Source organism: Burkholderia plantarii (assembly GCF_001411805.1).
GTDB lineage: Bacteria > Pseudomonadota > Gammaproteobacteria > Burkholderiales > Burkholderiaceae > Burkholderia > Burkholderia plantarii.
Map to the genome: position 1 here is coordinate 3,935,932 of NZ_CP007212.1, position 20,916 is coordinate 3,956,847.

The 20,916-nt window shown below is 70.5% G+C and carries 18 protein-coding genes; 12 read left to right on the forward strand and 6 right to left on the reverse strand.

Features of this window, described 5'->3' with window-relative positions:
* The first annotated feature begins 27 nt into the window (after positions 1–27).
* The 5 genes from bpln_RS16895 to bpln_RS16915 all read left to right on the forward strand — a co-directional run bounded on the left by bpln_RS16895 (position 28) and on the right by bpln_RS16915 (position 5,915).
* Entirely contained in the window at positions 28–1,887 is a 1,860-nt protein-coding gene (locus bpln_RS16895; RefSeq protein ID WP_055139336.1) for an EAL domain-containing protein, read from the forward strand.
* A 329-nt stretch (positions 1,888–2,216) separates the two neighbouring features.
* Entirely contained in the window at positions 2,217–3,236 is a 1,020-nt protein-coding gene (locus bpln_RS16900; RefSeq protein WP_042626175.1) for a LacI family DNA-binding transcriptional regulator, read from the forward strand.
* Positions 3,233–4,510 carry an AGE family epimerase/isomerase gene (locus tag bpln_RS16905; RefSeq protein ID WP_055139337.1) on the forward strand — a complete coding sequence of 426 codons (1,278 nt, stop codon included), beginning with the start codon at positions 3,233–3,235 and terminating at the stop codon, positions 4,508–4,510. The genes bpln_RS16900 and bpln_RS16905 overlap by 4 nt, the downstream gene beginning before the upstream one ends.
* Positions 4,510–5,418 carry a carbohydrate kinase family protein gene (locus tag bpln_RS16910; RefSeq protein ID WP_042626177.1) on the forward strand — a complete coding sequence of 303 codons (909 nt, stop codon included), beginning with the start codon at positions 4,510–4,512 and terminating at the stop codon, positions 5,416–5,418. The genes bpln_RS16905 and bpln_RS16910 overlap by 1 nt, the downstream gene beginning before the upstream one ends.
* A gap of 275 nt (positions 5,419–5,693) precedes the next feature.
* The gene (locus bpln_RS16915) at positions 5,694–5,915 is read left to right on the forward strand and encodes a hypothetical protein (protein WP_042626178.1); all 222 of its coding nucleotides are present in this window, start codon (positions 5,694–5,696) and stop codon (positions 5,913–5,915) included.
* A 66-nt stretch (positions 5,916–5,981) separates the two neighbouring features.
* Here bpln_RS16915 and bpln_RS16920 read toward each other — a convergent pair whose 3' ends face one another.
* Positions 5,982–6,176, reverse strand: a complete 195-nt coding sequence (locus bpln_RS16920) for a DUF2905 domain-containing protein (RefSeq protein WP_042626179.1) — start codon at positions 6,174–6,176, stop codon at positions 5,982–5,984.
* A 17-nt stretch (positions 6,177–6,193) separates the two neighbouring features.
* Positions 6,194–7,411, reverse strand: a complete 1,218-nt coding sequence (locus bpln_RS16925) for a class I SAM-dependent methyltransferase (protein WP_055139338.1) — start codon at positions 7,409–7,411, stop codon at positions 6,194–6,196.
* 13 nt (positions 7,412–7,424) lie between these two features.
* On the opposite strand from bpln_RS16925, the gene bpln_RS16930 reads away from it, so the two are divergent.
* The 6 genes from bpln_RS16930 (at position 7,425) to bpln_RS16955 (ending at position 14,196) form a co-directional block, all read left to right on the forward strand.
* Positions 7,425–8,204, forward strand: coding sequence for an SDR family NAD(P)-dependent oxidoreductase (locus bpln_RS16930; protein WP_042626181.1), 780 nt, complete (start codon positions 7,425–7,427; stop codon positions 8,202–8,204).
* Between the two features lie 43 nt (positions 8,205–8,247).
* Positions 8,248–8,652, forward strand: coding sequence for a dihydroneopterin aldolase (locus bpln_RS16935; RefSeq protein WP_055139563.1), 405 nt, complete (start codon positions 8,248–8,250; stop codon positions 8,650–8,652).
* Entirely contained in the window at positions 8,649–9,653 is a 1,005-nt protein-coding gene (gene ttcA, locus bpln_RS16940; protein WP_055139339.1) for a tRNA 2-thiocytidine(32) synthetase TtcA, read from the forward strand. Before bpln_RS16935 ends, ttcA begins: the two co-directional genes overlap by 4 nt.
* A gap of 131 nt (positions 9,654–9,784) precedes the next feature.
* Positions 9,785–11,146 carry a bifunctional UDP-N-acetylglucosamine diphosphorylase/glucosamine-1-phosphate N-acetyltransferase GlmU gene (glmU, locus tag bpln_RS16945; protein WP_042626183.1) on the forward strand — a complete coding sequence of 454 codons (1,362 nt, stop codon included), beginning with the start codon at positions 9,785–9,787 and terminating at the stop codon, positions 11,144–11,146.
* Positions 11,147–11,222: 76 nt separating this feature from the next.
* A complete protein-coding gene (gene glmS, locus bpln_RS16950; RefSeq protein WP_042626184.1) occupies positions 11,223–13,040 on the forward strand; it encodes a glutamine--fructose-6-phosphate transaminase (isomerizing) in 1,818 nt (605 codons plus the stop codon).
* A gap of 694 nt (positions 13,041–13,734) precedes the next feature.
* A complete protein-coding gene (locus bpln_RS16955; protein ID WP_055139340.1) occupies positions 13,735–14,196 on the forward strand; it encodes a GNAT family N-acetyltransferase in 462 nt (153 codons plus the stop codon).
* Positions 14,197–14,273: 77 nt separating this feature from the next.
* On the opposite strand, the gene bpln_RS16960 is transcribed toward bpln_RS16955, so the two are convergent.
* Positions 14,274–16,400 carry a hypothetical protein gene (locus bpln_RS16960; RefSeq protein ID WP_055139341.1) on the reverse strand — a complete coding sequence of 709 codons (2,127 nt, stop codon included), beginning with the start codon at positions 16,398–16,400 and terminating at the stop codon, positions 14,274–14,276.
* Between the two features lie 196 nt (positions 16,401–16,596).
* On the reverse strand, positions 16,597–18,960 hold the full coding sequence (locus bpln_RS16965) for a hypothetical protein (RefSeq protein WP_055139342.1): 2,364 nt from the start codon (positions 18,958–18,960) through the stop codon (positions 16,597–16,599).
* Positions 18,961–19,222: 262 nt separating this feature from the next.
* Between bpln_RS16965 and bpln_RS16970 the strand changes: the two genes are divergently transcribed.
* Positions 19,223–19,594 (forward strand): lysozyme inhibitor LprI family protein, encoded by a 372-nt coding sequence (locus tag bpln_RS16970; RefSeq protein ID WP_208459461.1) that lies wholly within the window; start codon positions 19,223–19,225, stop codon positions 19,592–19,594.
* 30 nt (positions 19,595–19,624) lie between these two features.
* Here bpln_RS16970 and bpln_RS16975 read toward each other — a convergent pair whose 3' ends face one another.
* Entirely contained in the window at positions 19,625–19,999 is a 375-nt protein-coding gene (locus bpln_RS16975) for a DUF779 domain-containing protein (protein ID WP_042626188.1), read from the reverse strand.
* 128 nt (positions 20,000–20,127) lie between these two features.
* Positions 20,128–20,682 carry a hypothetical protein gene (locus bpln_RS16980; RefSeq protein ID WP_042626189.1) on the reverse strand — a complete coding sequence of 185 codons (555 nt, stop codon included), beginning with the start codon at positions 20,680–20,682 and terminating at the stop codon, positions 20,128–20,130.
* Positions 20,683–20,916 lie beyond the last annotated feature (234 nt).

The window sequence follows — 20,916 nt, forward strand, 5'->3', positions numbered from 1 at the left end:
GTGTGTCCCGTCGTCTGCTCGCCCGTCATGCCCCCGCCCGCCGCTATCGCCGTCGCCGAAACGACCCGCGTCGCCGACCTGCTCGCCGCGGGCGCGCTGAGCGCGCAATTCCAGCCGATCGTCGAGATCGCCGCCGGCGCCATCATCGGCTACGAAGGCCTCGTGCGCGGCCCGCGCGGCTCGGCCGTCGAAATGCCGGCGACCCTGTTCGCGCAGGCGGCCCGCGAAGGCTGCTCGCTCGAACTCGAACTCGCCGCGGCGGCCGCCTGCGTCGACACGTTCGCGAAATCGGGCGCCGACGGCCAGCTGTTCGTCAACTTCAGCGCGCATGCGATCGTGCAGCTCGCGCGGCAGCGCGAGCGCGTGCTAGGCACGATGCCGGCCGGGCGCATCGTGATCGAACTCACCGAGCAGCATCCGGCCAGCGACCTGCCCGGCCTGCCGTCGGCGCTGACCGACCTGCGCGGCTCGGGCGTCTCGTTCGCGCTCGACGACTACGGCACCGCCAACGCCAGCATGAGCTCGTGGGTGCGCCTGCGCCCCGACATCGTCAAGATCGACCGTTTCTTCATCGACGGCATCGCCAGCGACCCGCGCAAGTTCGAGGCGGTCAAGGCGATGCAGCAGTTCGCGGTGGCCACCGGCGGCCGGCTGATCGCCGAAGGCATCGAATGCGCGGCGGACCTGATCGTGGTGCGCGACCTCGGCATCGACTGCGGGCAGGGTTTCTTCCTGGGCCGGCCCGCGCCGGTGCCGGCGCCGCGCGCGGCGGCCTCGGCCCACGACGCGCTGATCGCGCCGCACATCGCGGTGTTCCCGGGCCTCGCGCGCACCAGCGCGCTGACGCGGCCGAACGCGACGATGGCCGAGAAGATGCGCGTGCCGGCACCGGCGCTGCCGAGCCACGCCACCAACAACCAGGTGCTCGAACTGTTCCAGCGGCGCCCCGACCTGCACGCGGTGGCGGTGGTGGACGGCGACCGGCCGATCGCGCTGATCAACCGGCGCGGCTTCATGGACCGCTACGCGCTTCCGTACCACCGCGAGGTGTTCGGCAAGCGGCCGTGCCTGCAGCTGGCCAACACCGCGCCGCTGATCGTCGACAACGCCACCACCGTCGAGCAGTTGACCTCGCTGCTCGCGAGCCACGACCAGCGCTACCTGACCGAAGGCTTCATCATCACCGACCACGGCCGCTACGCGGGGCTCGGCACCGGCGAGAGCCTGGTGCGCGCCGTCACCGAGGTGCGGGTGGAAGCCGCGCGCTACGCGAATCCGCTCACGTTCCTGCCCGGCAACATCCCGATCAGTTCGCACATCGCGCGGCTGGTGGGCAACGACGCGGCGTTCCATGCCTGCTACGTCGACCTGAACCAGTTCAAGCCGTTCAACGACCAGTACGGCTACTGGCAGGGCGACGAGGTGCTGAAGTTCGCGGCCTCGGTGCTCGCCGACGCTTGCGACCCGACCCGCGACTTCCTCGGCCACGTCGGCGGCGACGATTTCCTCGTGCTGTTCCAGAGCGACGACTGGGAAGCGCGCGCGCAGCGCGCGATCCACCGCTTCGACGAGGGCGCGCAGCGCTTCTACGCGCATGCGGACCGGCTCGCGGGCGGCATCCGCGGCGAGGACCGGCGCGGCAATCCGGCGTTCTTCGGCTTCGTGACGATGGCGATCGGCTGCGTGAGCGTGCCCGGCACGCGCCGCTACCGCAGCGACGAGATCGCCTCGGTGGCCGCGCTCGCCAAGCGGCGCGCGAAACAGCGGCCGGGCCACCTGTACCTGATCGACGTGGACGAGGGCCGCGCCTGGCTGCGCGCCCACGGCGAACAGCCGAACGCGCCCGACAGCGGCGGCGGCCCGGACGGCGCGGCGCGTGACGCTTGAGCAGCGCCTGAGCCAAGCCTGAGCGACGGGCGCGCCACCCCGCCCCGACCACGCGACGGGCGGGCCGGCTCCGCACCGGCCTCCCCGGCCTCGCCACCTCCTCCCACCGCCCAGGTGAGATCGCGCCTGGCCCCCCGACAGCCGGCACGCAAACTCCCCTTCTTTTCGTTCTTGTTTAGCAAACGGACGATACGAATCCGCCTTGCCATCGCCTCGAGAAAATCACGTAAATCCGGGTATTTCCCGACTTTCCACGCCGTCACGCCGGTCATTTTGTAGCGATTTTTTACTATACAATCGCCAGCAATCTAAACATCGGGTCGGCAAGCATGGGCACCACCATTCGCGATGTCGCGCAGGCGGCGAACGTTTCGATCGGCACCGTTTCGCGCGCGCTGAAGAACCAGCCGGGCCTGTCCGAGGCTACCCGCGAGCGCATCGTCGCGGTGGCCGCCGAGCTCGGCTACGACCCGGCGCAGCTGCGCCCGCGGATCCGCCGGCTCACGTTCCTGCTGCACCGCCAGCACAACAATTTCGCCGCCACGCCGTTCTTCTCGCACGTCCTGCACGGCGTGGAGGAAGCCTGCCGCGAGCGCGGCATCGTGCCGGCGCTGCTGACGGTCGGCCCGACCGACGACGTGCTGCGCCAGATGCGTCCGCACGCGCCCGACGCGATCGCGGTGGCCGGCTTCATGGAGCCCGAGACGATCGACGCGCTCGCCGCCACCGGCCGCCCGCTCGTGCTGATCGACATGTGGGCGCCCGGCCTGCGCTCGGTGAACATCGACAACGGCGCCGGCGCCTCGCAGGCGATGCGGCACCTGTTCGCCACCGGCCGCCAGCGGATCGCCTTCATCGGCGGCTCGCTCGCGCACCACAGCATCTCGCAGCGCGCGCTCGGTTTTCGCCGCGCGTTCTTCGAGGCGGGCCTGCTGTTCGATCCGTCGCTGGAAGTGACGATCGACGCCGGGCTCGACCCCGACACCGGCGCCGCGCGCGCCATGGAACGGATCCTCGACGGCGGCGGCCCGCGCCCCGACGCCGTGTTCGCGTTCAACGACGCGGCCGCGCTGGCCGCGATGCGCGTCTGCCTCGCGCGCGGGCTGCGCGTACCCGAGGACATCGCGTTCGTCGGCTTCGACGACATCCTCGGCGCCGCGCACGCGGCCCCGCCGCTCACCACGCTCGCCGTCGACAAGGAAGCGCTCGGCCGCCGCGGCGTGGAGCTGCTGCTCGCCGACGCGCCCGAGGAAACCGAAATTCGCCTGCCCGTGCGGCTGATCGAGCGCGCGAGCAGTTCCGTCGCGGCCCATGCGCCGCGCCCCCTCACCCCGGTAATCGCCTCATGACGAACCCAGCTTCGCCGACCGCGCCGGACACGCCGGCGCCGCATGTCGCCGACTTCCGCGACGCGGCCTTCCTGATGTCGCACGTCCAGCACACGCTGCACTTCTACGCGCCGACGGTATTCGATCCGACCGGCGGCTTCTTCCATTTCTTCCGCGACGACGGCTCGATCTACGACCGCACCACGCGCCACCTCGTCAGCAGCTGCCGCTACGTCTTCAACTACGCGATGGCTTACCGGCAGTTCGGCGATCGCCAGCACCAGGACTACGCGCGCCACGGCCTGCGCTTCCTGCGCGAGGCGCACTGGGATCCGGCGCACGAAGGCTACGACTGGGAAATCGAATGGCGCGACGGCCGCAAGGCCGCCACGCGCGACGCCACGCGCCACTGCTACGGGCTCGCGTTCGTGCTGCTGGCCGCCGCGCACGCGGTGATGGCCGGCATCGAGGAAGGCCGCGAGCTGGTGGGCCACACCTTCGCGCTGATGGAGCGGCACTTCTGGGACGCCGGGGGCGGGCTCTACAAGGACGACGCCACGGCCGACTGGCAGGTGTCCGACTATCGCGGCCAGAACGCCAACATGCATACGACCGAAGCGCTGCTGGCCGCCTACGAGGCCACCGGCGAGACGCGCTACCTCGACCGCGCCGAACGGGTCGCCGCGAACATCACGCAGCGCCAGGCCGCGCTCTCGCAGAACCTCGTCTGGGAGCACTACCACGCCGACTGGTCGATCGACTGGGACTACAACAAGGAAGACAGCACCAACATCTTCCGCCCGTGGGGCTTCCAGCCCGGCCACCAGACCGAGTGGGCCAAGCTGCTGCTGATCCTCGAGCGGCATCGCCCGCTCGACTGGCTGCTGCCGCGCGCGATCGAGCTGTTCGACGCCGCGTTCGCGCATGCCTGGGACAGCGAGCACGGCGGGCTCGTCTACGGCTTCGGCCCCGACTACACCGTGTGCGACCACGACAAGTATTTCTGGGTGCAGGCCGAGACCTTCGCCGCCGCCGCGCTGCTCGGCGCGCGCACCGGCAGCGAGCGCTTCTGGGACTGCTACGACGAGATCTGGCGCTACAGCTGGCAGCATTTCGTCGATCACCGCTACGGCGCCTGGTACCGCATCCTCACCTGCGACAACCGCAAGTACAGCGACGAGAAGAGCCCGGCCGGCAAGACCGACTATCACACCATGGGCGCCTGCTACGAAGTGCTGAACGCGCTGCCCGGCGCGAACGGCAACGCCGTCCCGCATCGCAAGGAGAACGCATGATGAGCGGCACGTCATTTCCGCGCTTCGTCTCGGCCGGCGACATCCTGACCGACATGGTTCGCCACGCCGCCGCGCAATGGACCTCGGTGCCGGGCGGCGCCGGCTGGAACGTGGCGCGCGCGGTGGCGCGGCTCGGCGTGTCGAGCGCCGCGGCGGGCGCGCTCGGCCGCGACTGCTTCTCCGACGTGCTGTGGCGCGAGAGCGAGGCGGCCGGCCTCGACCTGCGCTTCCTGCAGCGTTTCGACCTGCCGCCGCTGCTCGCGGTGGTCCACGAGACGCAGCCGCCCGCGTATTTCTTCATCGGCGAGAACAGCGCCGACCTCGCGTTCGATCCGGCCGCGCTGCCGGCCGGCTGGGAAGCGCCGCTCGAATGGGCGCATTTCGGCTGCATCAGCCTCGTGCGCGAGCCGCTCGCCGGCACGCTGATCGCGCTCGCGGGCACGCTGCGTGCGCGAGGCGTGAAGATCAGCTTCGACCCGAATTACCGGAACCTGATGACCGCCGCCTACCGGCCGACGCTCGAGAAGATGGTGAAACTGGCCGACCTCGTGAAGGTGTCCGACGAGGACCTGCGCCACCTGTTCGACGGCGACGAGGCCGAGGCGATCGCCACGCTGCGCGCGCTGAATCCGGCGGCCGCGGTGCTGGTCACGCGCGGCGCGCAGACGGCCACGCTCCATGCCGACGGCGAGACCTTCGAGGCGCAGCCGCCGCGCGTCGAGGTGGCCGACACGGTCGGTGCCGGCGACGCCTCGATCGGCGGCCTGCTGGTGAGCCTGATGACGGCGCCGCAGCGCAACTGGGGCGAGCACCTGGCGTTCGCGCTCGCGGCCGGCGCGGCCGCCTGCCGGCATACGGGCGCGCATGCGCCGACGCTCGACGAGGTCGACGCGCTGCTGGCGCGCTGAGCGATCTTTAAAGCAGTCGTTGGGCGGTGACCGGCGCCACGCCCTCGCGGCACGGGGAAGCGCCGGAGATGGCGGAAACGGCGGGCTTTGGCGACAGGTGAAACGTCGACTCCGAAACGCGCGGGAAACAGCGAAACGGAGCACGAAGCAACGTGCGAAGGCCGGGGCGCCCGCCCGCCGCCCCGGAAGCCCCCGCCGGCGCGCCTCCTGCAGCCTTTCCGGCGCCGTCCCTCGCGCGATGCTAGGATGAACTCTCCCACCAACGGGAGATCCTCATGGACGGTATCCGCATGACAACCCGCGGCTATACGGCGAGAGCCTATACGCGCGCGGCAAACGGGGGCCGCTTCCGCGGCTATGTCATCCTGTCCCGCTCGGACGGCGATACGCCGGACAACACCGAGTACGAGACCGAATACGTCCGCGCCGACGAACACGAGGCGCTCGACGACGCGGAGGCGCTGGTCCGGCGCATCGTCGGCGAACTCTCGCACTGATTCCTTCCACCCGCATCCGAAGCCGGTCCGCCGCCCGCGCGGCGGGCCGCCGTCATCACCACCTCGTCACCAGAGCCGCGCGATCACCGACACGATCGCCATCACCACCAGCGTCGACATGAACGGAAACGGATAGGCGCGCGAGCCGATCCGCAGCGTCACGTCGCCGGGCAGCCGGCCCACGCCGAACTTCGACAGCCACGGCCAGGTGCGTGCCAGCACCATCACCGCGACGAAGGACACCAGCAGCCAGCGAAACATCGGATCTCCCCCCGGGTTCAGAGCGCGTGCGAGCGCTCGCCGCGCGCGAAGGCGTCGAGGCCGTCGATGCCGCGGCCGAACGCGATCACCTTGAACAGTTCGCCCATCTCCGATTCGGAGATCAGCTTCTGCACCGCGTTCGCGGCCGGCAGGAAGCGCGCGGCGTCGGACGGATCGATCCCGGCCAGCACCTCGGTGATGCCGGCGTTCAGCAGGAAGCGGCCCTGCGAGGTGTAGCCGAGCAGCTCGGCGCCGGCCGCCACGCCGGCCGCGTGGATCCCCGAGAATTCGACGTGCGCGGTGATGTCCTGCAGCCCCGGCCAGACGAACGGATCGCCATGCGCGCGGTGCCGGTAATGGCACATCAGCGTGCCCTCGGCGCGCTGCGGGTGGTAATACTCGCCGGCCGGGAAACCGTAGTCGATGAAGAATGCCGCGCCGCGCGCGAGCATCGTGCAGACGGTGTGCGTGAACGCGCGCGCGGCCTCGTGCGTCTCGGTCAGGTAGCCGGGCGGCAGGTCGAGCGCGGCCAGCGCGTCGATCACGTCCGGGGCGCCCGCTTGGAGCGGCCGGTCCTCGAACACGAACGCGCGCGTGGCGGCATCGACGGCCACGCCGCGCTCGCGCCAGCCCGCGGCGCCCTCGCCCGGCCGGTCGGCGCGCAGCACCAGCCGCACCGGCATCGCGTCGAGCACCTCGTTGCCGATCACCACGCCCTCGAAGCGTTCGGGCAGCGCGTCGAGCCACTGCACGCGCGCCGCGAGCGCGTCCGGCAGCTCGGCCGCCAGCGTCGCGCGCTGGCGTTCGCGCAGCTCGCCCGACAGCTCGACGATCTGGTAATGCTCGGGCGCGGCGCCGAGCGCGTCGAGCGCGGCCAGCAGCCCCGCCGCGAGCCGCCCGGTGCCCGCGCCGAACTCCATCACGCGCCGCGTGCCGCTCGCGCCGAGCGCTTCGGCCACCGGCCGCGCGAGCGTGTGGGCGAACAGCGGCGAGAGCTCCGGCGCCGTCACGAAATCGCTGCCGTCATCGCCGCGCCGGCCGAACTTGCGCGCGCCGCCGCTGTAATAGCCAAGGCCCGGCGCGTAGAGCGCGCGCTCCATGAAGCGCGAGAACGGCACCCATCCGCCCGCCGCCGCGATCTCGGCACGCAGCGACGCGGCCAGCGTTTCGGACTGCGCGAGCGCGTCCGGGCCGGGAACGGGTAAACTAGCGGGTTCGTGAGCTTTCGGGTTCATCCCGGCATTGTAAATGACCGAATCCGCCGCAACGCCCACCGCCGCGCCCACCGGCACGCGCATCGTGCTGATCACGGGCGCCGCGCCCGCCGCCGGCCCGGCCGGGATCGGCGCCGCGCTGGCGCGCGCGTTCGCGCGGCGCGGCTGGGACGTCGCGCTCGCGGTGGACGCCGAGGCGGCCCGGCCCGGCGCCGAAGCGCTGGCGGCGGAACTGACCACGCTCGGCCAACGCGCGGCGGTGCTGGTGGCCGATCTCGCCACGGAAGCGGGCGCCATGGCGCTGGTGCCGGCCTGCACGGCCGCGCTCGGCCGCCCCGGCTGCGTGGTCTGCCACGGTGATCCGGCCCCGGCCGACGACGCGCTGAGCGCCGGCCACGCGTCGCTGGCCGCCGCGTTCGCGCGACTGGTCGCGGCCCCGGTGGTGCTCGGCCGCGCGCTCGCGGCCGCCACGCCGGAGGCCGCGCGCGAGAACGAGCGGTTGCGGGCGGTGCTGATACACGTGCTCGACGACGCGCTGTACCATCCAGCGCCGGAGCGGCTCTCGCAGGCGCTGGCACAGGCCGCGCTGCATCGCGCCACCACCGCGCAGGCGCTGGCGCTGGCGCCGAAGGTGCGCGTGGCGGGCCTGGTGCGCGGGCGCGCGCCGCACGCCGACGAATTCGCCGAGGCCGCCTGCTATCTGGCCGAGGCCCCGGGCGTGACCGGCGCGACGCTGACCGTGGACGGCGGCGAGCACCTCGCGCCGCCGGCCGGTGAAAGCCGGCCCGCGTCGGCGCTCGCCGGCCAACCCTGACTCGCGTGCCAGCACGCCAACCTGCAACCTGATTGGAATGACCATGTTTTCCGCCCTCCTGCACCCCAGGCTCGCCGACTGCCGCAGACTCTATCTGCGCGACCACGAGGTCTCCATGCGTATCGGCGCGTTCGAGCACGAGAAGCGCGGCGAACAGCGCGTGGTCGTCAACATCGACGTGTTCGTGCCGCTGGCGCTGACCACCCCGGTGGCCGACAAGCTGCGCGAGGTGATCGACTACGATCTGATGAAACAGGCCGTCGCCCATTGCGTGGCGAGCGGCCATATCCACCTGCAGGAAACGCTGGTCGACTCGATCGCCGCGCGCCTGCTCGCGCACCCCGCCGTGCGCGCGGCGCGCGTCTCCACCGAGAAACCGGACGCCTACCCCGATTGCGACGCAGTGGGCGTCGAAGTCTTCCGCATCAAGGACGAGGAGCGCACATGAACGCCCCCCATACCCCCGAACACGCCGAGGCCGCGCAGGCCGTCGAGGCCAACGTCGCCGAACTCGGCCGCCGCGCGCTCACGCGCCGCGAGCAGAAGGAAGCCTACGAGAACAACAAGCTGTTCAAGCGGCTCGCGCGCCAGGTCGGCCAGGCGATCGGCGACTACAACATGATCGAGGACGGCGACAAGGTGATGGTCTGCCTGTCGGGCGGCAAGGACAGCTACGCGATGCTCGACGTCCTGCTGCGCCTGCGCGAGCGCGCGCCGATCGACTTCGAGATCGTGGCCGTCAACCTCGACCAGAAGCAGCCCGGCTTCCCCGAGCACATCCTGCCCGAGTACCTGACGCAGATCGGCGTGCCGTTCCACATCGAGAACCAGGACACCTACAGCATCGTCAAGCGGCTGGTGCCCGAGGGCAAGACCACCTGCTCGCTGTGCTCGCGGCTGCGCCGCGGCATCCTCTACCGCGTGGCGGGCGAACTCGGCGCCACCAAGATCGCGCTCGGCCACCATCGCGACGACATCCTGCAGACGCTGCTGCTGAACCTGTTCTACGGCGGCAAGCTCAAGGGCATGCCGCCCAAGCTGCAGTCCGACGACGGCCGGAACATCGTGATCCGCCCGCTCGCCTACGTGAAGGAAGTCGATCTCGAGAAGTACGCCGAGCTGCGCGAATTCCCGATCATCCCGTGCAACCTGTGCGGCAGCCAGCCGAACCTGAAGCGCGCCGAGATGAAGGCGCTGATCCGCGACTGGGACAAGCGCTTCCCGGGCCGCGTCGACAACATGTTCAGCGCGCTCGCCAACGTCGTGCCCTCGCACCTGATGGACACCGGGCTGTTCCCGTTCGCCGGGCTGCGCGCCACCGGCCAGGCCGACCCGGCCGGCGACATCGCGTTCGACGAGGAACCGTGCGGCACCGATGCGCCGGATGCCGCCGGCGTCCCCGGCGGCGGTGCCAAGCCGATCTCGATCGTCCAGTTCGACGATCTGTAACAATCCCTCACGTTTAACCGAAACGCCCGCCGGGCGGGCGTTTCGGCGGGAAAATCGGCGCCGCCCGGCGCCATCGCCGTACACCCTGCATGCTAGAATTCGGCACCTCGAACTCTTCCCAAGCTGGCGCCATGAATATCGTGATTTTGGCGGCAGGCACCGGCAAGCGCATGCGATCCGCGCTGCCGAAGGTGCTTCATCCGCTGGCCGGCAAGCCGCTCCTCTCCCACGTTCTCGATACCGCCCGCACGCTCGCGCCGTCGCGCCTCGTGGTGGTGGTCGGCCATGGCGCCGAAGCCGTGCAGGCCGCGGTGGCCGCGCCCGACGTGCAGTTCGCGCTGCAAGAGCAGCAGCTCGGCACCGGCCACGCGGTGCGGCAGGCACTGCCCCTGCTCGATCCGGCCCAGCCCACGCTGGTGCTGTACGGCGACGTGCCGCTCACGCGCGCCAGCACGCTGAAGCGCCTCGTCGAGGCCGCCACCGACGCGCGCTACGGCATCCTCACCGTCACGCTCGACGATCCGACCGGCTACGGGCGCATCGTGCGCGACGCCGCCGGCAGCGTCACGCGCATCGTCGAGCAGAAGGACGCCTCGCCCGAGCAGCTGCGCATCGCCGAGATCAACACCGGCATCATCGTCACGCCCACCGCCCAGCTCGCGATGTGGCTCGGCGCGCTCGGCAACGACAACGCGCAGGGCGAGTACTACCTGACCGACGTGGTCGAGCAGGCCATCGAGGCCGGCTTCGAGGTCGTCACGACCCAGCCGGACGAGGAATGGGAAACGCTCGGCGTGAACAGCAAGGCGCAACTCGCCGAACTCGAGCGGATCCATCAGCGCAATCTCGCCGATCAGCTGCTCCTCGACGGCGTGACGCTCGCCGATCCGGCCCGCATCGACATCCGCGGCTCGCTCGTGTGCGGGCGCGACGTGTCGATCGACGTGAACTGCGTGTTCGAGGGCGCCGTGGAACTGGCCGACGGCGTGACGATCGGCGCGAACTGCGTGATTCGCGGCACGAAGATCGGCGCCGGCACGCGCATCGACGCGTTCTCGCACCTCGAAGGCGCGCAGGTCGGCGCGCGGGCCGTGGTCGGGCCGTATGCACGGCTGCGGCCCGGCGCGGCGCTGGCCGACGAATCGCACGTCGGCAACTTCGTCGAGGTGAAGAACGCCGTGCTCGGCCACGGCTCGAAGGCCAACCATCTCACCTACATCGGCGACGCCGACATCGGCGCGCGCGTGAACATCGGCGCCGGCACCATCACCTGCAACTACGACGGCGCGAACAAGTTCCGCACCGTGATCGAGGACGACGTGTTCGTCGGCTCCGACACGCAGCTCGTCGCGCCGGTGCGGGTGGGCAGCGGCGTGACGATCGCCGCCGGCACCACGGTGTGGAAGGACGTGGCGAGCGGCCAGCTCGTGCTCAACGACAAGAAGCAGACCGAGAAGGCCGGCTACGTGCGGCCGACCAAGAAGAAGGGCTGAACGGTTCCGGCGGCTCAAACCAGTTTCGGAAGGCGCACCCGGGTGGCGCCTTCCTCATTTCGGAGGATCGCTCGCCATGTGCGGCATTGTCGGCGCAGTTGCGCAACGTAACATCGTTCCGGTGCTGATCGAAGGTCTGCGCCGCCTGGAATATCGCGGATACGACTCGTGCGGCGTGGCCGTGCTCGAGGACGGCGCACCCAGGCGCGCGCGCAGCGTCTCGCGCGTGGCCGATCTCGACGCGCAGGTGCGCGAGACCGGGCTCGAGGGCATGACCGGCATTTCGCATACGCGCTGGGCCACGCACGGCGCGCCCGTCACCCACAACGCGCATCCGATCTTCTCGCGCGATACCGTGGCGCTGGTCCACAACGGCATCATCGAGAACTACGAGACGCTGCGCGAAGGGCTGCGCGCGAAGGGCTACGAGTTCGTGTCGCAGACCGACACCGAGGTCATCGCCCACCTCGTCCACAGCCTCTATCGCGGCGACCTGTTCGCCGCCGTGCGCGAGGCCGTCGCGCAGCTGCACGGCGCCTACGCGATCGCCGTGATCCACAAGGACCAGCCCAACACCGTGGTGGGCGCGCGGCAGGGTTCGCCGCTCGTGGTCGGCTTCGGCGACGGCGAGAACTTCCTCGCCTCCGACGCGCTCGCGCTGGCCGGCAGCACCGACCGCTTCACGTTCCTCGAGGAGGGCGACGTCTGCGAACTGTCGCTCGACGGCGTGAAGATCGTCGACCGCAGCGGCTCGCGCGTGCAGCGCGAGGTGCGCACCGTGAGCGCCTACGGCGGCGCCGTCGAACTCGGCCCGTACCGCCACTTCATGCAGAAGGAAATCTTCGAGCAGCCGCGCGCGATCGCCGACACGATCCCGCCCGTCGAAGGGTTCGAGGCCTCGCTGTTCGGCGAGGGGGCGGCCGAGACGTTCGCCGACATCGACAGCCTGCTGATCCTCGCCTGCGGCACCAGCTACTACTCGGGCATGACCGCCAAGTACTGGCTCGAATCGATCGCGAAGATCCCCACCCAGGTGGAGATCGCGAGCGAGTACCGCTACCGCGACTCGGTGCCGAACCCGCGCGCGCTGGTGGTGGTGATCTCGCAGTCGGGCGAGACCGCCGACACGCTCGCCGCGCTCAAGCACGCGCAGTCGCTGGGCCACCAGCGCACGCTGGCCGTCTGCAACGTGGCGACCAGCGCGATGGTGCGCCAGACCGGGCTGCAGTTCCTGACGCGCGCCGGCACCGAGATCGGCGTGGCGTCGACCAAGGCGTTCACCACCCAGCTGGTGGCGCTGTTCCTGCTCGCGGCCACGCTCGGCAAGGTGCGCGGACACGTGGACGCGACCCGCGAGGCCGACTACATCCGTCAGTTGCGTCACCTGCCGGCCGCGCTGAACAGCGTGCTGGCGCTGGAGCCGCAGATCATCGCGTGGTCGGAGGAGTTCTCGCGCAAGGAGAACGCGCTGTTCCTCGGCCGCGGGCTGCATTACCCGATCGCGCTGGAAGGCGCGCTGAAGCTGAAGGAGATTTCGTACATCCACGCGGAGGCGTATCCGGCGGGCGAGCTGAAGCACGGGCCGCTCGCGCTGGTGACGGAGGCGATGCCGGTGGTGACGGTGGCGCCGAACGACACGCTGCTGGAGAAGCTGAAGTCGAACATGCAGGAAGTGCGCGCGCGCGGCGGCGAGCTGTACGTGTTCGCCGACGCGGACACGCATATCGTCAACGACGACGGGCTGCACGTGATCCGGATGCCGGAGCATTACGGCGCGCTGTCGCCGATCCTGCACGTGGTGCCGCTGCAGTTGCTGGCGTATCACACGGCCTGTGCGCGGGGAACGGATGTGGACAAGCCGCGGAATCTGGCGAAGTCGGTGACGGTGGAGTGAGGGAGGAGCGGGGCGGGAGCCCCGCTTTTGGCACCAAATGAAAGCGTTCCGTGGCCTCCGCTAGAAGCGTTCCGTGGCGGGGGTCAAAATTCCGCCAAACGCTTGTAGGACCGGCCACGTCCCCGAAACCGCGTCTGTCTCCGCACCAGTGTTCAGCGGAAGTGGGGGCTTTATTGGCGCGTTGACGGTGTGTGGGCCGAAGGGTCGAGTCGACACACCGGCGACGCTGAAGGCCGCGCTCGTGCATCTGCTTGAACAGGCAAAGCGTGCGACTTGAACGCTTGGAGGGAACGGCGCCCGCTTCGACCGAAGCATCGTGAACGCGGAGAGAGGTGACTTCTCCGTGACCCGACCATGATTCGCATGCGAACGACTTGGTAGGTGCAACGTGATGTTGGTGTCCCGGTCATGAGCGAGAAAAAGCAACGCGGGACCATCATCGTCGGCGTGGCGAGTGAGGCGCTCTCCAGAAAACCGAGACCACGTCGAGACGGCGAATGCCATCGAAAACGACGTCGAACGCATCCGGCGCGCGACGCCGGCCGATGACGCCGGCCTCGCGCGCCGCCATGCGCGGGAGCAAACCACGCATCGCGGCGCGTGGCTCCATCAATCTCGCACGGCCTGGCGCTCATCAGCACGGCTTCGCACTCCTATACTCGGCTCGGAACCACTGCCACAGGAGTGCATTGTCGTGAATCAATCATGGTTGGTCCGTTACGCCGTGCCGGAGGATTTCGAGGCGTGGCTGCCGCTTTGGGACGGCTACAACGCGTTCTACGGACGCTCGGGCGCCACGGCGCTGCCGCGCGAGATCACCGATCTGACCTGGCGCCGCTTCTTCGACGGCTACGAGCCGATGCATGCGATGGTGGCGGAGTCGGCGGGCAGGCTCGTCGGGCTCGTCCACTTTCTCTACCATCGCCACACCACGATGGCCGGCCCGATCTGCTACCTGCAGGATCTGTTCACGCTGGAGGAGACGCGCGGCAAGGGCGTGGGCCGCGCGCTGATCGAGGCCGTCTACGCGCAGGCGAAGCGCGACGGCGCCGAGCGCGTCTACTGGCAGACGCACGAAACCAACGAGACGGCGATGAAGCTCTACGACCAGGTGGCCGACAAGTCCGGCTTCCTCATCTATCGGCACGCGCTGTAGCCGGCGCGCCGCGCCGCCGCGAGGGACGGCGAGCAGCGCCCGGGCGGCCGCCGCAGCGGCCACCCGGGCGCCCACGCTCAGACCGCGTCGCCGCCGGTGGTGGTGCCGCTCGACGAGCCGCCGGCCTTCTTCTTCATCAGCGTCATCACGAACGGCAGGCACAACAGGCTCACGAGCGCGCCGTCCACGCCGTTGTTGATCATCGTGCCGCCGAACTCGCCGAACTTCGGCGTCGTGACGCCGGTGCCGATCCAGGCCGAGCCCGAGATCGCCTGATCGAACAGCGACATCCGCGAGATGGTCTTCTCGAACGCATCGCCCCAGTTGCCGCCGCTCGGCAGGCGGATCGGATCATGGCCGATCGCCATGTGCGGCACCCCGGCCCAGCCCTCGCCCACCGCCTGCTCGATGATGCTGCCGGTGATCTTGTCGAACACCTCGCCGAGCATGTTGGCGCCCACGTAGGCGCCGCCGTTGAGCACCACCTCGCGGCCGAGCTTGCTCTGCGCCTTCGCTTTCTCGGTCTCGTTGGTCATCTTCGCGATGTCGTCGAGCTTGTTGGCGAAGCCCGCGCCCGACGTGCCGCCGGCCGTCTGCGCCCAGTTCACGAGGAACTGGTTGGCGCTGTACGGCACGAAGTTCGCGAGCTGCGAGAGCAGCGGGTCGCCGGCCTTCGGATTGTCCGTGTAAGGCTTGATGGTGTTGGCGGTGTCGCGCAGGCCCGCGTACACGACCGTGCGCGTCAGTTGCGGCAGCAGGTCCTTCAGGTTGCCGGTGCGCCCGGCGCCGATCGCGGTGCTGATCAGGCCGACCAGCTGCAGCACGTTGCCGGCATCGGCGACCGGCTTGTTGGTGCCGCGCGCGCGCCGCATCAGCATCGCGGTGATGTTGCCGAGGCCGACCAGCCCGATGATCGCGCCCGCGGCGGCTTCCTGCGCCTTCAGCGAACCCTCGCCCTGGTGGGCGTTCTGCAGATGCTGGACGAGCCCGGCCACCACTTCGCGGATCGCCGTGGTCAGGCCGACCGCCACAGCTTCATGGCCGCCGACGTGGCCGATGTTGCCGAGCCAGGTCATCAGCGCGGTCTTCTGCGCGGCCGTGGCGCCCGTCGTGGTGCCGCCGGTGCCGGGCGGATGCATCTCGATGGCGCCGTCGTCCATGCCCACCGCCTCGCTTTCCGACGACGAGCTCGAACGCTCCGATGCGACGTGATGCGCGGCGTCGAACAGCTCGTTGAGGTTGTAGTCGCTGCTCGAATCCGAATTGCCGCTCACGCTCGCGTGGCCGTCCTCGGACGAGGCCGAGCTGGAGGAGGGGCTCGGTTGCGCGTACAGGCCGCGCAGGCCGAGGCTCGACTGCGTGCTGGAAGCGACGCTCGGGTGTTCGCTGGCGGCGTGGCCGTCCTCGGACGAGGCCGAGCTGTTGCTGGCCGATTGCCCGTACATGCCGCGCAGGCCGTAGCTCGACGGCGTGTTCGCCCCCGAGTTCGACGCGCTGCTCGACACGCTGCTCGAATCGAACAGGCGGCCGAGCGCGAAGCTCGACTGCGAACTCGACGCCACGCTGCCGGGGCCCGACGGCGGCGCCAGATGCGTGTCCTGCCCGCTGCCCGACGCGTCCGGCGTTTCGGCGGCCAGATGCGGCGTGATTTCGGCGAACAGCTCCAGCAGCTGCGAGACCTTTTCCAGATCCTCGGCGATCGCCGCGTTGGTTTCCTCGGCCGTCATCGGCGTGTTGGCCGGCGCCGCGCTCAGCGATGCCGTGCCGATCTCCTCGATCGGGCTCGACGCGCCGGAACTGCGCACGGACGCCGACTCGATCGCCTCCTTGATGCTGCGCGCAAGCAGCGTCTCGGTGGGCGGCAGATCCGCGGGCGGATCGCCCACTTCGTCGAGCGATCTCGGCAGATGGCTGTCGGACGCGCTGCGCAGATGCATGCCCTGCGTGCGCGCATTCAACGCGATCGGGCCGCGCCGCGCACCGGCATTCCCCGGCAGCGGCATGGTGCGCACCGACGAGCGCGACGACGTCTCCGACGCATTCGACGGACTACGCGAGCGCTGCGGCAGCGCGCCCGTCAGCGCGTTGGTCGACTGCTGGGTCGGCGCGTTGATGACCGGCAGCGGGGTGCCGGACTGCGAGGGCGTCGGCGACGAATTATTGCTGCCAATACGCGACGCACCTTCGGTGACTTTGGGGGGCATGGCAAGGCTCACTGAATGAAATTGAACATCGACACTATAAAAACCCCGCGCGCCGGACATCACGGCGACGCGAAGGCGACGGTGGCGACCCGAACAAACCCTGCCGTGAATCCGGTCAGCGCCCCGCGCGACTTCGATGGGCGGAGGCCATGGCGCCGCGCCCGGGAGGCCTTCGGCGCGCGCTGCCCGCCCCCGTTCAGGCCGGGTTGTCGCCGTTCACCGTGGCGCGCGTCTTCTTCATCAGCGTCATCACGAACGGCAGGCACAGCAAGCCGACCAGCACGCCGCCCGCGGCGTTGTTGCCCATCGCCGCGCCGTACTCGCCGAACCTCGCCGGCGTGATCGCGGTGCCGATCGCGGCCGAGCCGCCGAGTGCCTGCCCGAACAGCGACATCCGCGAGATGGTCTTCTCGATCGCGTCGCCCCACTCGCCCGCGTTCGGCACTTGCGGGGCATTGTGGCGAATCGTCATCTGGCCGATCCCGCCCCTGCCGCCCTCGCCGATCGCCTGCTCGATCAGGCTGCCAAGCAGCTTGTCGGCGATCTCGCCGGCCAGGTTCGCGGTCACGTAGGTGGTCAGCTGGCCCGGCGCCTCGGCGTCGAGCTTCTTGCGCGCCGCGTCGGCCTCGGTCTGGTTGCTCATCTGCGAGATCTCGTGCAACGCGTTGGCGTAGCCGGCGCCGGACATGCCGGTGCCCTGCGCCCAGTTCACGAGGAACTGGTTGACGCTGTAGGGCGCCGTGTTCCAGCCCTGCGCGGCGAGGCTGTTCGCGCCCTTCGTGCTGATCTGGTACGGCATGACCGCGTTGATGCCGTCGCGCCCGCCCGCGTAGACCACCGTGCGCGTCAGTTGCGGCAGCAGGTCCTTCAACTGCTGCTTCTCGCCCGCGCCGACCGCGCTGATGATCAGGCCGGCGATCTGCAGCACGTTGCCGGCGTCGGCGGTGGGCGTGTTGGTGCCGCGGTTGCGGCGCATCTGCATCGACATCAGGTTGCCGAGGCCGATCAATGCGATCAGCGCGCCGGCGGCAACCTCCTGCGCCTTCGCCGATTCCGGGTGGAGGTTCTGCAGATGGCGGATCAGGCCGTCGACCACCTCGCGGATCGCCGTCGTCACGCCCACGGCCAGCGTCTCGTGGCCAACGACGTGCGCGAGATTGCCGGCCCAGTTCTGCAGATCGGCGGCCAGCGTGGTGACGGCCTGATCGGGTGTGTTCGCGGTGGTGGTCTGGCCTTGCGGCGGAGTCGGCGTGGCGGTGGCCGTGCCGCTCGCCCCGGCGGAGGGCCGCGTGCCGTGCGGGTTCGCCTCGACGATGTCCATTTCGATATCGCCCTGCTGCTCCGGCTCGATGCGCGGCGGCGTGGCCGTCTCGTTCGTCGTCGCATTCGTCGTGCTCGTGCTGGCGGGCGCGGGGGGCGCCGGCGTGCCGAGCGTGGCGAGGAATTCGGCCGTTTCGCTCACGCCGTGCCCGGCGTCGCTGTCGGGCAGCGAAGCGGGACGCGAACGCGGCGGGCTCGGCGGCGTGCCGAGCGTGGCGAGGAACTCGGCCGTCTCGCTCACGCCGTGCCCCACGTCGCTGTCGGGCAGCGGGACGCGGGCCGGCGCGCGCGGCGGCGGGCTGGAGGTGCGCAGCGGCGCGCCGGTCGAAATCGGCATGGCGGGCGTCATGGTCGGCGTGACCGGCGGTGTTTCGCTCGCGACCGACGACGTGCGGCGCTCGAAGGCCGGCGGCGCGCTCGACGCACGCCTTGGCTCGGGCGTGCCCGTCAGCGTGGACGGGGCGAGCGGGGCCTCCGGCTGGGCGGTGCGCCCGAGCGGCTCCGACCCGGTCCCGCCGCCCGTTCCACCGACTCCACCCGAGCCGCTCGCGACCGGCGGGGCGAGCGAAGCCAGGAACTCGAACACCTGCGCGACCTTCTCCATTTCGGCCGCGCTGTCGATCTCGTCCTGCTCCGGCGAGGCGGGGCGGCTCGCGGCGCTGGCCGGCGCCGCTTCCGTCAGCGCCGCGGTGGCGGCGAGGTACTGGAGATGCTCAGGCGGCGCGGCGTCCTCGAACGAAGGCGCGTCCCCCTGCGGCGCGATGGCCTGGCGGATGCTCTCCGCGAAGTCCCGCTGAGCCCTGGTCAGACCCAGCGGCGGCTGGCTCAGGCTCGGGCGCGGCGCGCTCGCCTCGCCCTCGGAATGCCGGCGCGCCTGGGCGCCCTGCAACCGCATCGGCGCCATCGCCGCGCTCTCGGACGCGCGCCGCGCGATCGGCGCCCGCGTGTCGGCGGGTGGCCGCGCCAAGCCGGGCGCGGGCGAGCGCCCGGTCGGCAGACTGATCGACGCGCGCCGCACGGGCGGCGTGGACGGTGTGGGAGACAGCGACGGACCGCGCGCCGGCGGCTCCGACAGCGCTCGCGGGCGCCCCGACAGCGCGCTGCTCAGCGGCGACAGCGCCGCGCTGCTTGGCCGGCTGGTCGGCTGGCTGACGGGACCGGTGACGGGTGACGACGGGCTGTCATGCGGCGACGGTGCGACGGGAGTGGTGACGGGACTGCCCTTGACCGAACCGACCATGGCGAAACTCGCGAATGTAAGGTGTGTTCCGTCACTATAGAAAGCCGTAAACCGCTGTCACACTCGCGACACGAAGTGTTCCGTCACTATCCGAACTCGCCGGCGGTGCGGCGGCAAAAAAATCGGTAATTTTGTTAGCGATTTTCCTCGATGCACCGCCGTATCAGCATTTTTTACAATCCGGCAGAGGCGGCGTCCCGGTTGGCCGAACTCTCCGGCAGCCCCCCGGTCCCATCCGGCATTCCCGCCGACCGGAGCCGCCATGCCTTCGTTTCCCCCGATCCGCCGCCGCGCGCTGCCCGCGCTGGCGCTCTCGCTGCTGGTCGCGCTGCCCGCCATGCCGGCCTCGGCCGCGAGCTTCGACTGCACGCGGGCGAGCCAGCCCGACGAGCGCGCGATCTGCGCCTCGCGCGTGCTGAGCGAACAGGATGTGGAAATGGCGGTGCGCTACGAGATGCTGACCGGACTCGTCGCGATGGGCACGCGCGGCGACATGCAGCAGGCGCAGCACGACTGGTTGCAGCGCCGCGCGCGCTGCGGCGCGTCGGACGCCTGCCTGGCGGCCGCCTATCGCGACCGCATCGGCGTGCTGGTGCAGCAGTATCAGCAATTGAAACGCCGCGGGCCATTTTGAACCGCGGCGGGTCCGGTGTCCGCCGGCGCGCTATCCCGGCTGCCGTTCGAGCAGCCGCAGCTCCTCGGCCGAGAACATCCGCGAGCGCGTGACGAAGCGCCGGCCGGTCGGCCCTTCCAGCGAGAACATGCCGCCCTTGCCCGGCACCGCGTCGACGATCAGCTGCATGTGCCGCCAGGCCGCGTACTGGTCCTCGTGCATGTGGAACGACACGCCGCCGATGGTGCCGAGGCAGATGTCGGCCTCGCCGAGGATCAGTTCGCCCTCGGCGAGGCACATCGGCGCGCTGCCGTCGCAGCAGCCGCCTGACTGATGGAACATCAGCGCGCCGTGGCGGCGGCTCAGTTCGTCGATGAGCTGGCGCGCCTCGTCGGTGGCGATCACGCGCGGTGGCAATTCGGACATGGCAGGCTCCCGGTGCAAAACGCGAGCGCGCGCGGCAGGCGCGGCGCCGTGCGCCCCTCGATGCAGGCGTTGTCACTACATCGCGACATCTTATGGCAGGTCGCGCCGCCGCGGCCCGGCGGCGCGGGTTAACCCCGCGCCGCGCCGGCCTGATGCCGCAGCCGCCACGCCTGCCGCGGCACGACGACATACAACGTGCCGATCAGGTCGATCACCAGCACGAGCACCTGCAGGAGCAGCATCAGGCCGGCGGACGCGACGTCGGTGCCCTGCGCCGCCGCGAACTTCAGCGCGGTCGACAGCAGGTTGGTGACGAGCGATACCACGATGGTCCAGCCCCAGGTGGTCAGCCCGAGCATCACGGCCTGCCGGAACGAGAACGACGCCGGCACGGTGAGCCGGTGCGCGGCGAAACCGCGGCGCGTCATGTAGCCGACGATCGGCACGCACAGCACGCTCACCAGCACCACCAGCATGCCGCCGTAGAAGATCATCCCGTACATCGACGCCGCCGCATCCGAGACGAAGTTCGGCGCGCCGTGCCGGCCCGCGGACCAGGCGAGCGCCACCAGCGCCACGGCGGCCAGCCAGACCGGCAGCGTGGCGAGGAAGGTGCGCCAGAAGCAGGACCACCAGAGCGCCGTGCGGCGGCCGAAGGACAGCTCGGGAATCATCGTGAACATCGTGGCGCCTCGCTTGGCGGGTGGATGGCGTCGAACGGCCGGATGCGGCGGGCGGGCGGCGGGCGCCGCGCGGGACGCAGCGGAGAAACGGGCGCGCCCGGAGGCGGCGCCCGTCCCGCGCGCGCGGCGCGGGATGGCGGCTACGGTACGGCAAGACGGCGGACGGCGCGGCGACGAGCCGGCGCGGCAACGAAACGGCGAGCGAAACGTCGCGAAGCGACGTAACGAAAACAC

Excerpts from the sequence above, each read along its gene's own strand:
- bpln_RS16895 (WP_055139336.1), top strand. The coding sequence starts at position 28 with ATGCCCCCGCCCGCCGCTATCGCCGTCGCCGAAACGACCCGCGTCGCC.
- bpln_RS16900 (WP_042626175.1), top strand. The coding sequence starts at position 2,217 with ATGGGCACCACCATTCGCGATGTCGCGCAGGCGGCGAACGTTTCGATC.
- bpln_RS16905 (WP_055139337.1), top strand. The coding sequence starts at position 3,233 with ATGACGAACCCAGCTTCGCCGACCGCGCCGGACACGCCGGCGCCGCAT.
- bpln_RS16910 (WP_042626177.1), top strand. The coding sequence starts at position 4,510 with ATGAGCGGCACGTCATTTCCGCGCTTCGTCTCGGCCGGCGACATCCTG.
- bpln_RS16915 (WP_042626178.1), top strand. The coding sequence starts at position 5,694 with ATGGACGGTATCCGCATGACAACCCGCGGCTATACGGCGAGAGCCTAT.
- bpln_RS16920 (WP_042626179.1), bottom strand. The coding sequence starts at position 6,176 with ATGTTTCGCTGGCTGCTGGTGTCCTTCGTCGCGGTGATGGTGCTGGCA.
- bpln_RS16925 (WP_055139338.1), bottom strand. The coding sequence starts at position 7,411 with ATGAACCCGAAAGCTCACGAACCCGCTAGTTTACCCGTTCCCGGCCCG.
- bpln_RS16930 (WP_042626181.1), top strand. The coding sequence starts at position 7,425 with ATGACCGAATCCGCCGCAACGCCCACCGCCGCGCCCACCGGCACGCGC.
- bpln_RS16935 (WP_055139563.1), top strand. The coding sequence starts at position 8,248 with ATGTTTTCCGCCCTCCTGCACCCCAGGCTCGCCGACTGCCGCAGACTC.
- ttcA (WP_055139339.1), top strand. The coding sequence starts at position 8,649 with ATGAACGCCCCCCATACCCCCGAACACGCCGAGGCCGCGCAGGCCGTC.
- glmU (WP_042626183.1), top strand. The coding sequence starts at position 9,785 with ATGAATATCGTGATTTTGGCGGCAGGCACCGGCAAGCGCATGCGATCC.
- glmS (WP_042626184.1), top strand. The coding sequence starts at position 11,223 with ATGTGCGGCATTGTCGGCGCAGTTGCGCAACGTAACATCGTTCCGGTG.
- bpln_RS16960 (WP_055139341.1), bottom strand. The coding sequence starts at position 16,400 with ATGCCCCCCAAAGTCACCGAAGGTGCGTCGCGTATTGGCAGCAATAAT.
- bpln_RS16965 (WP_055139342.1), bottom strand. The coding sequence starts at position 18,960 with ATGGTCGGTTCGGTCAAGGGCAGTCCCGTCACCACTCCCGTCGCACCG.
- bpln_RS16970 (WP_208459461.1), top strand. The coding sequence starts at position 19,223 with ATGCCTTCGTTTCCCCCGATCCGCCGCCGCGCGCTGCCCGCGCTGGCG.
- bpln_RS16975 (WP_042626188.1), bottom strand. The coding sequence starts at position 19,999 with ATGTCCGAATTGCCACCGCGCGTGATCGCCACCGACGAGGCGCGCCAG.
- bpln_RS16980 (WP_042626189.1), bottom strand. The coding sequence starts at position 20,682 with ATGTTCACGATGATTCCCGAGCTGTCCTTCGGCCGCCGCACGGCGCTC.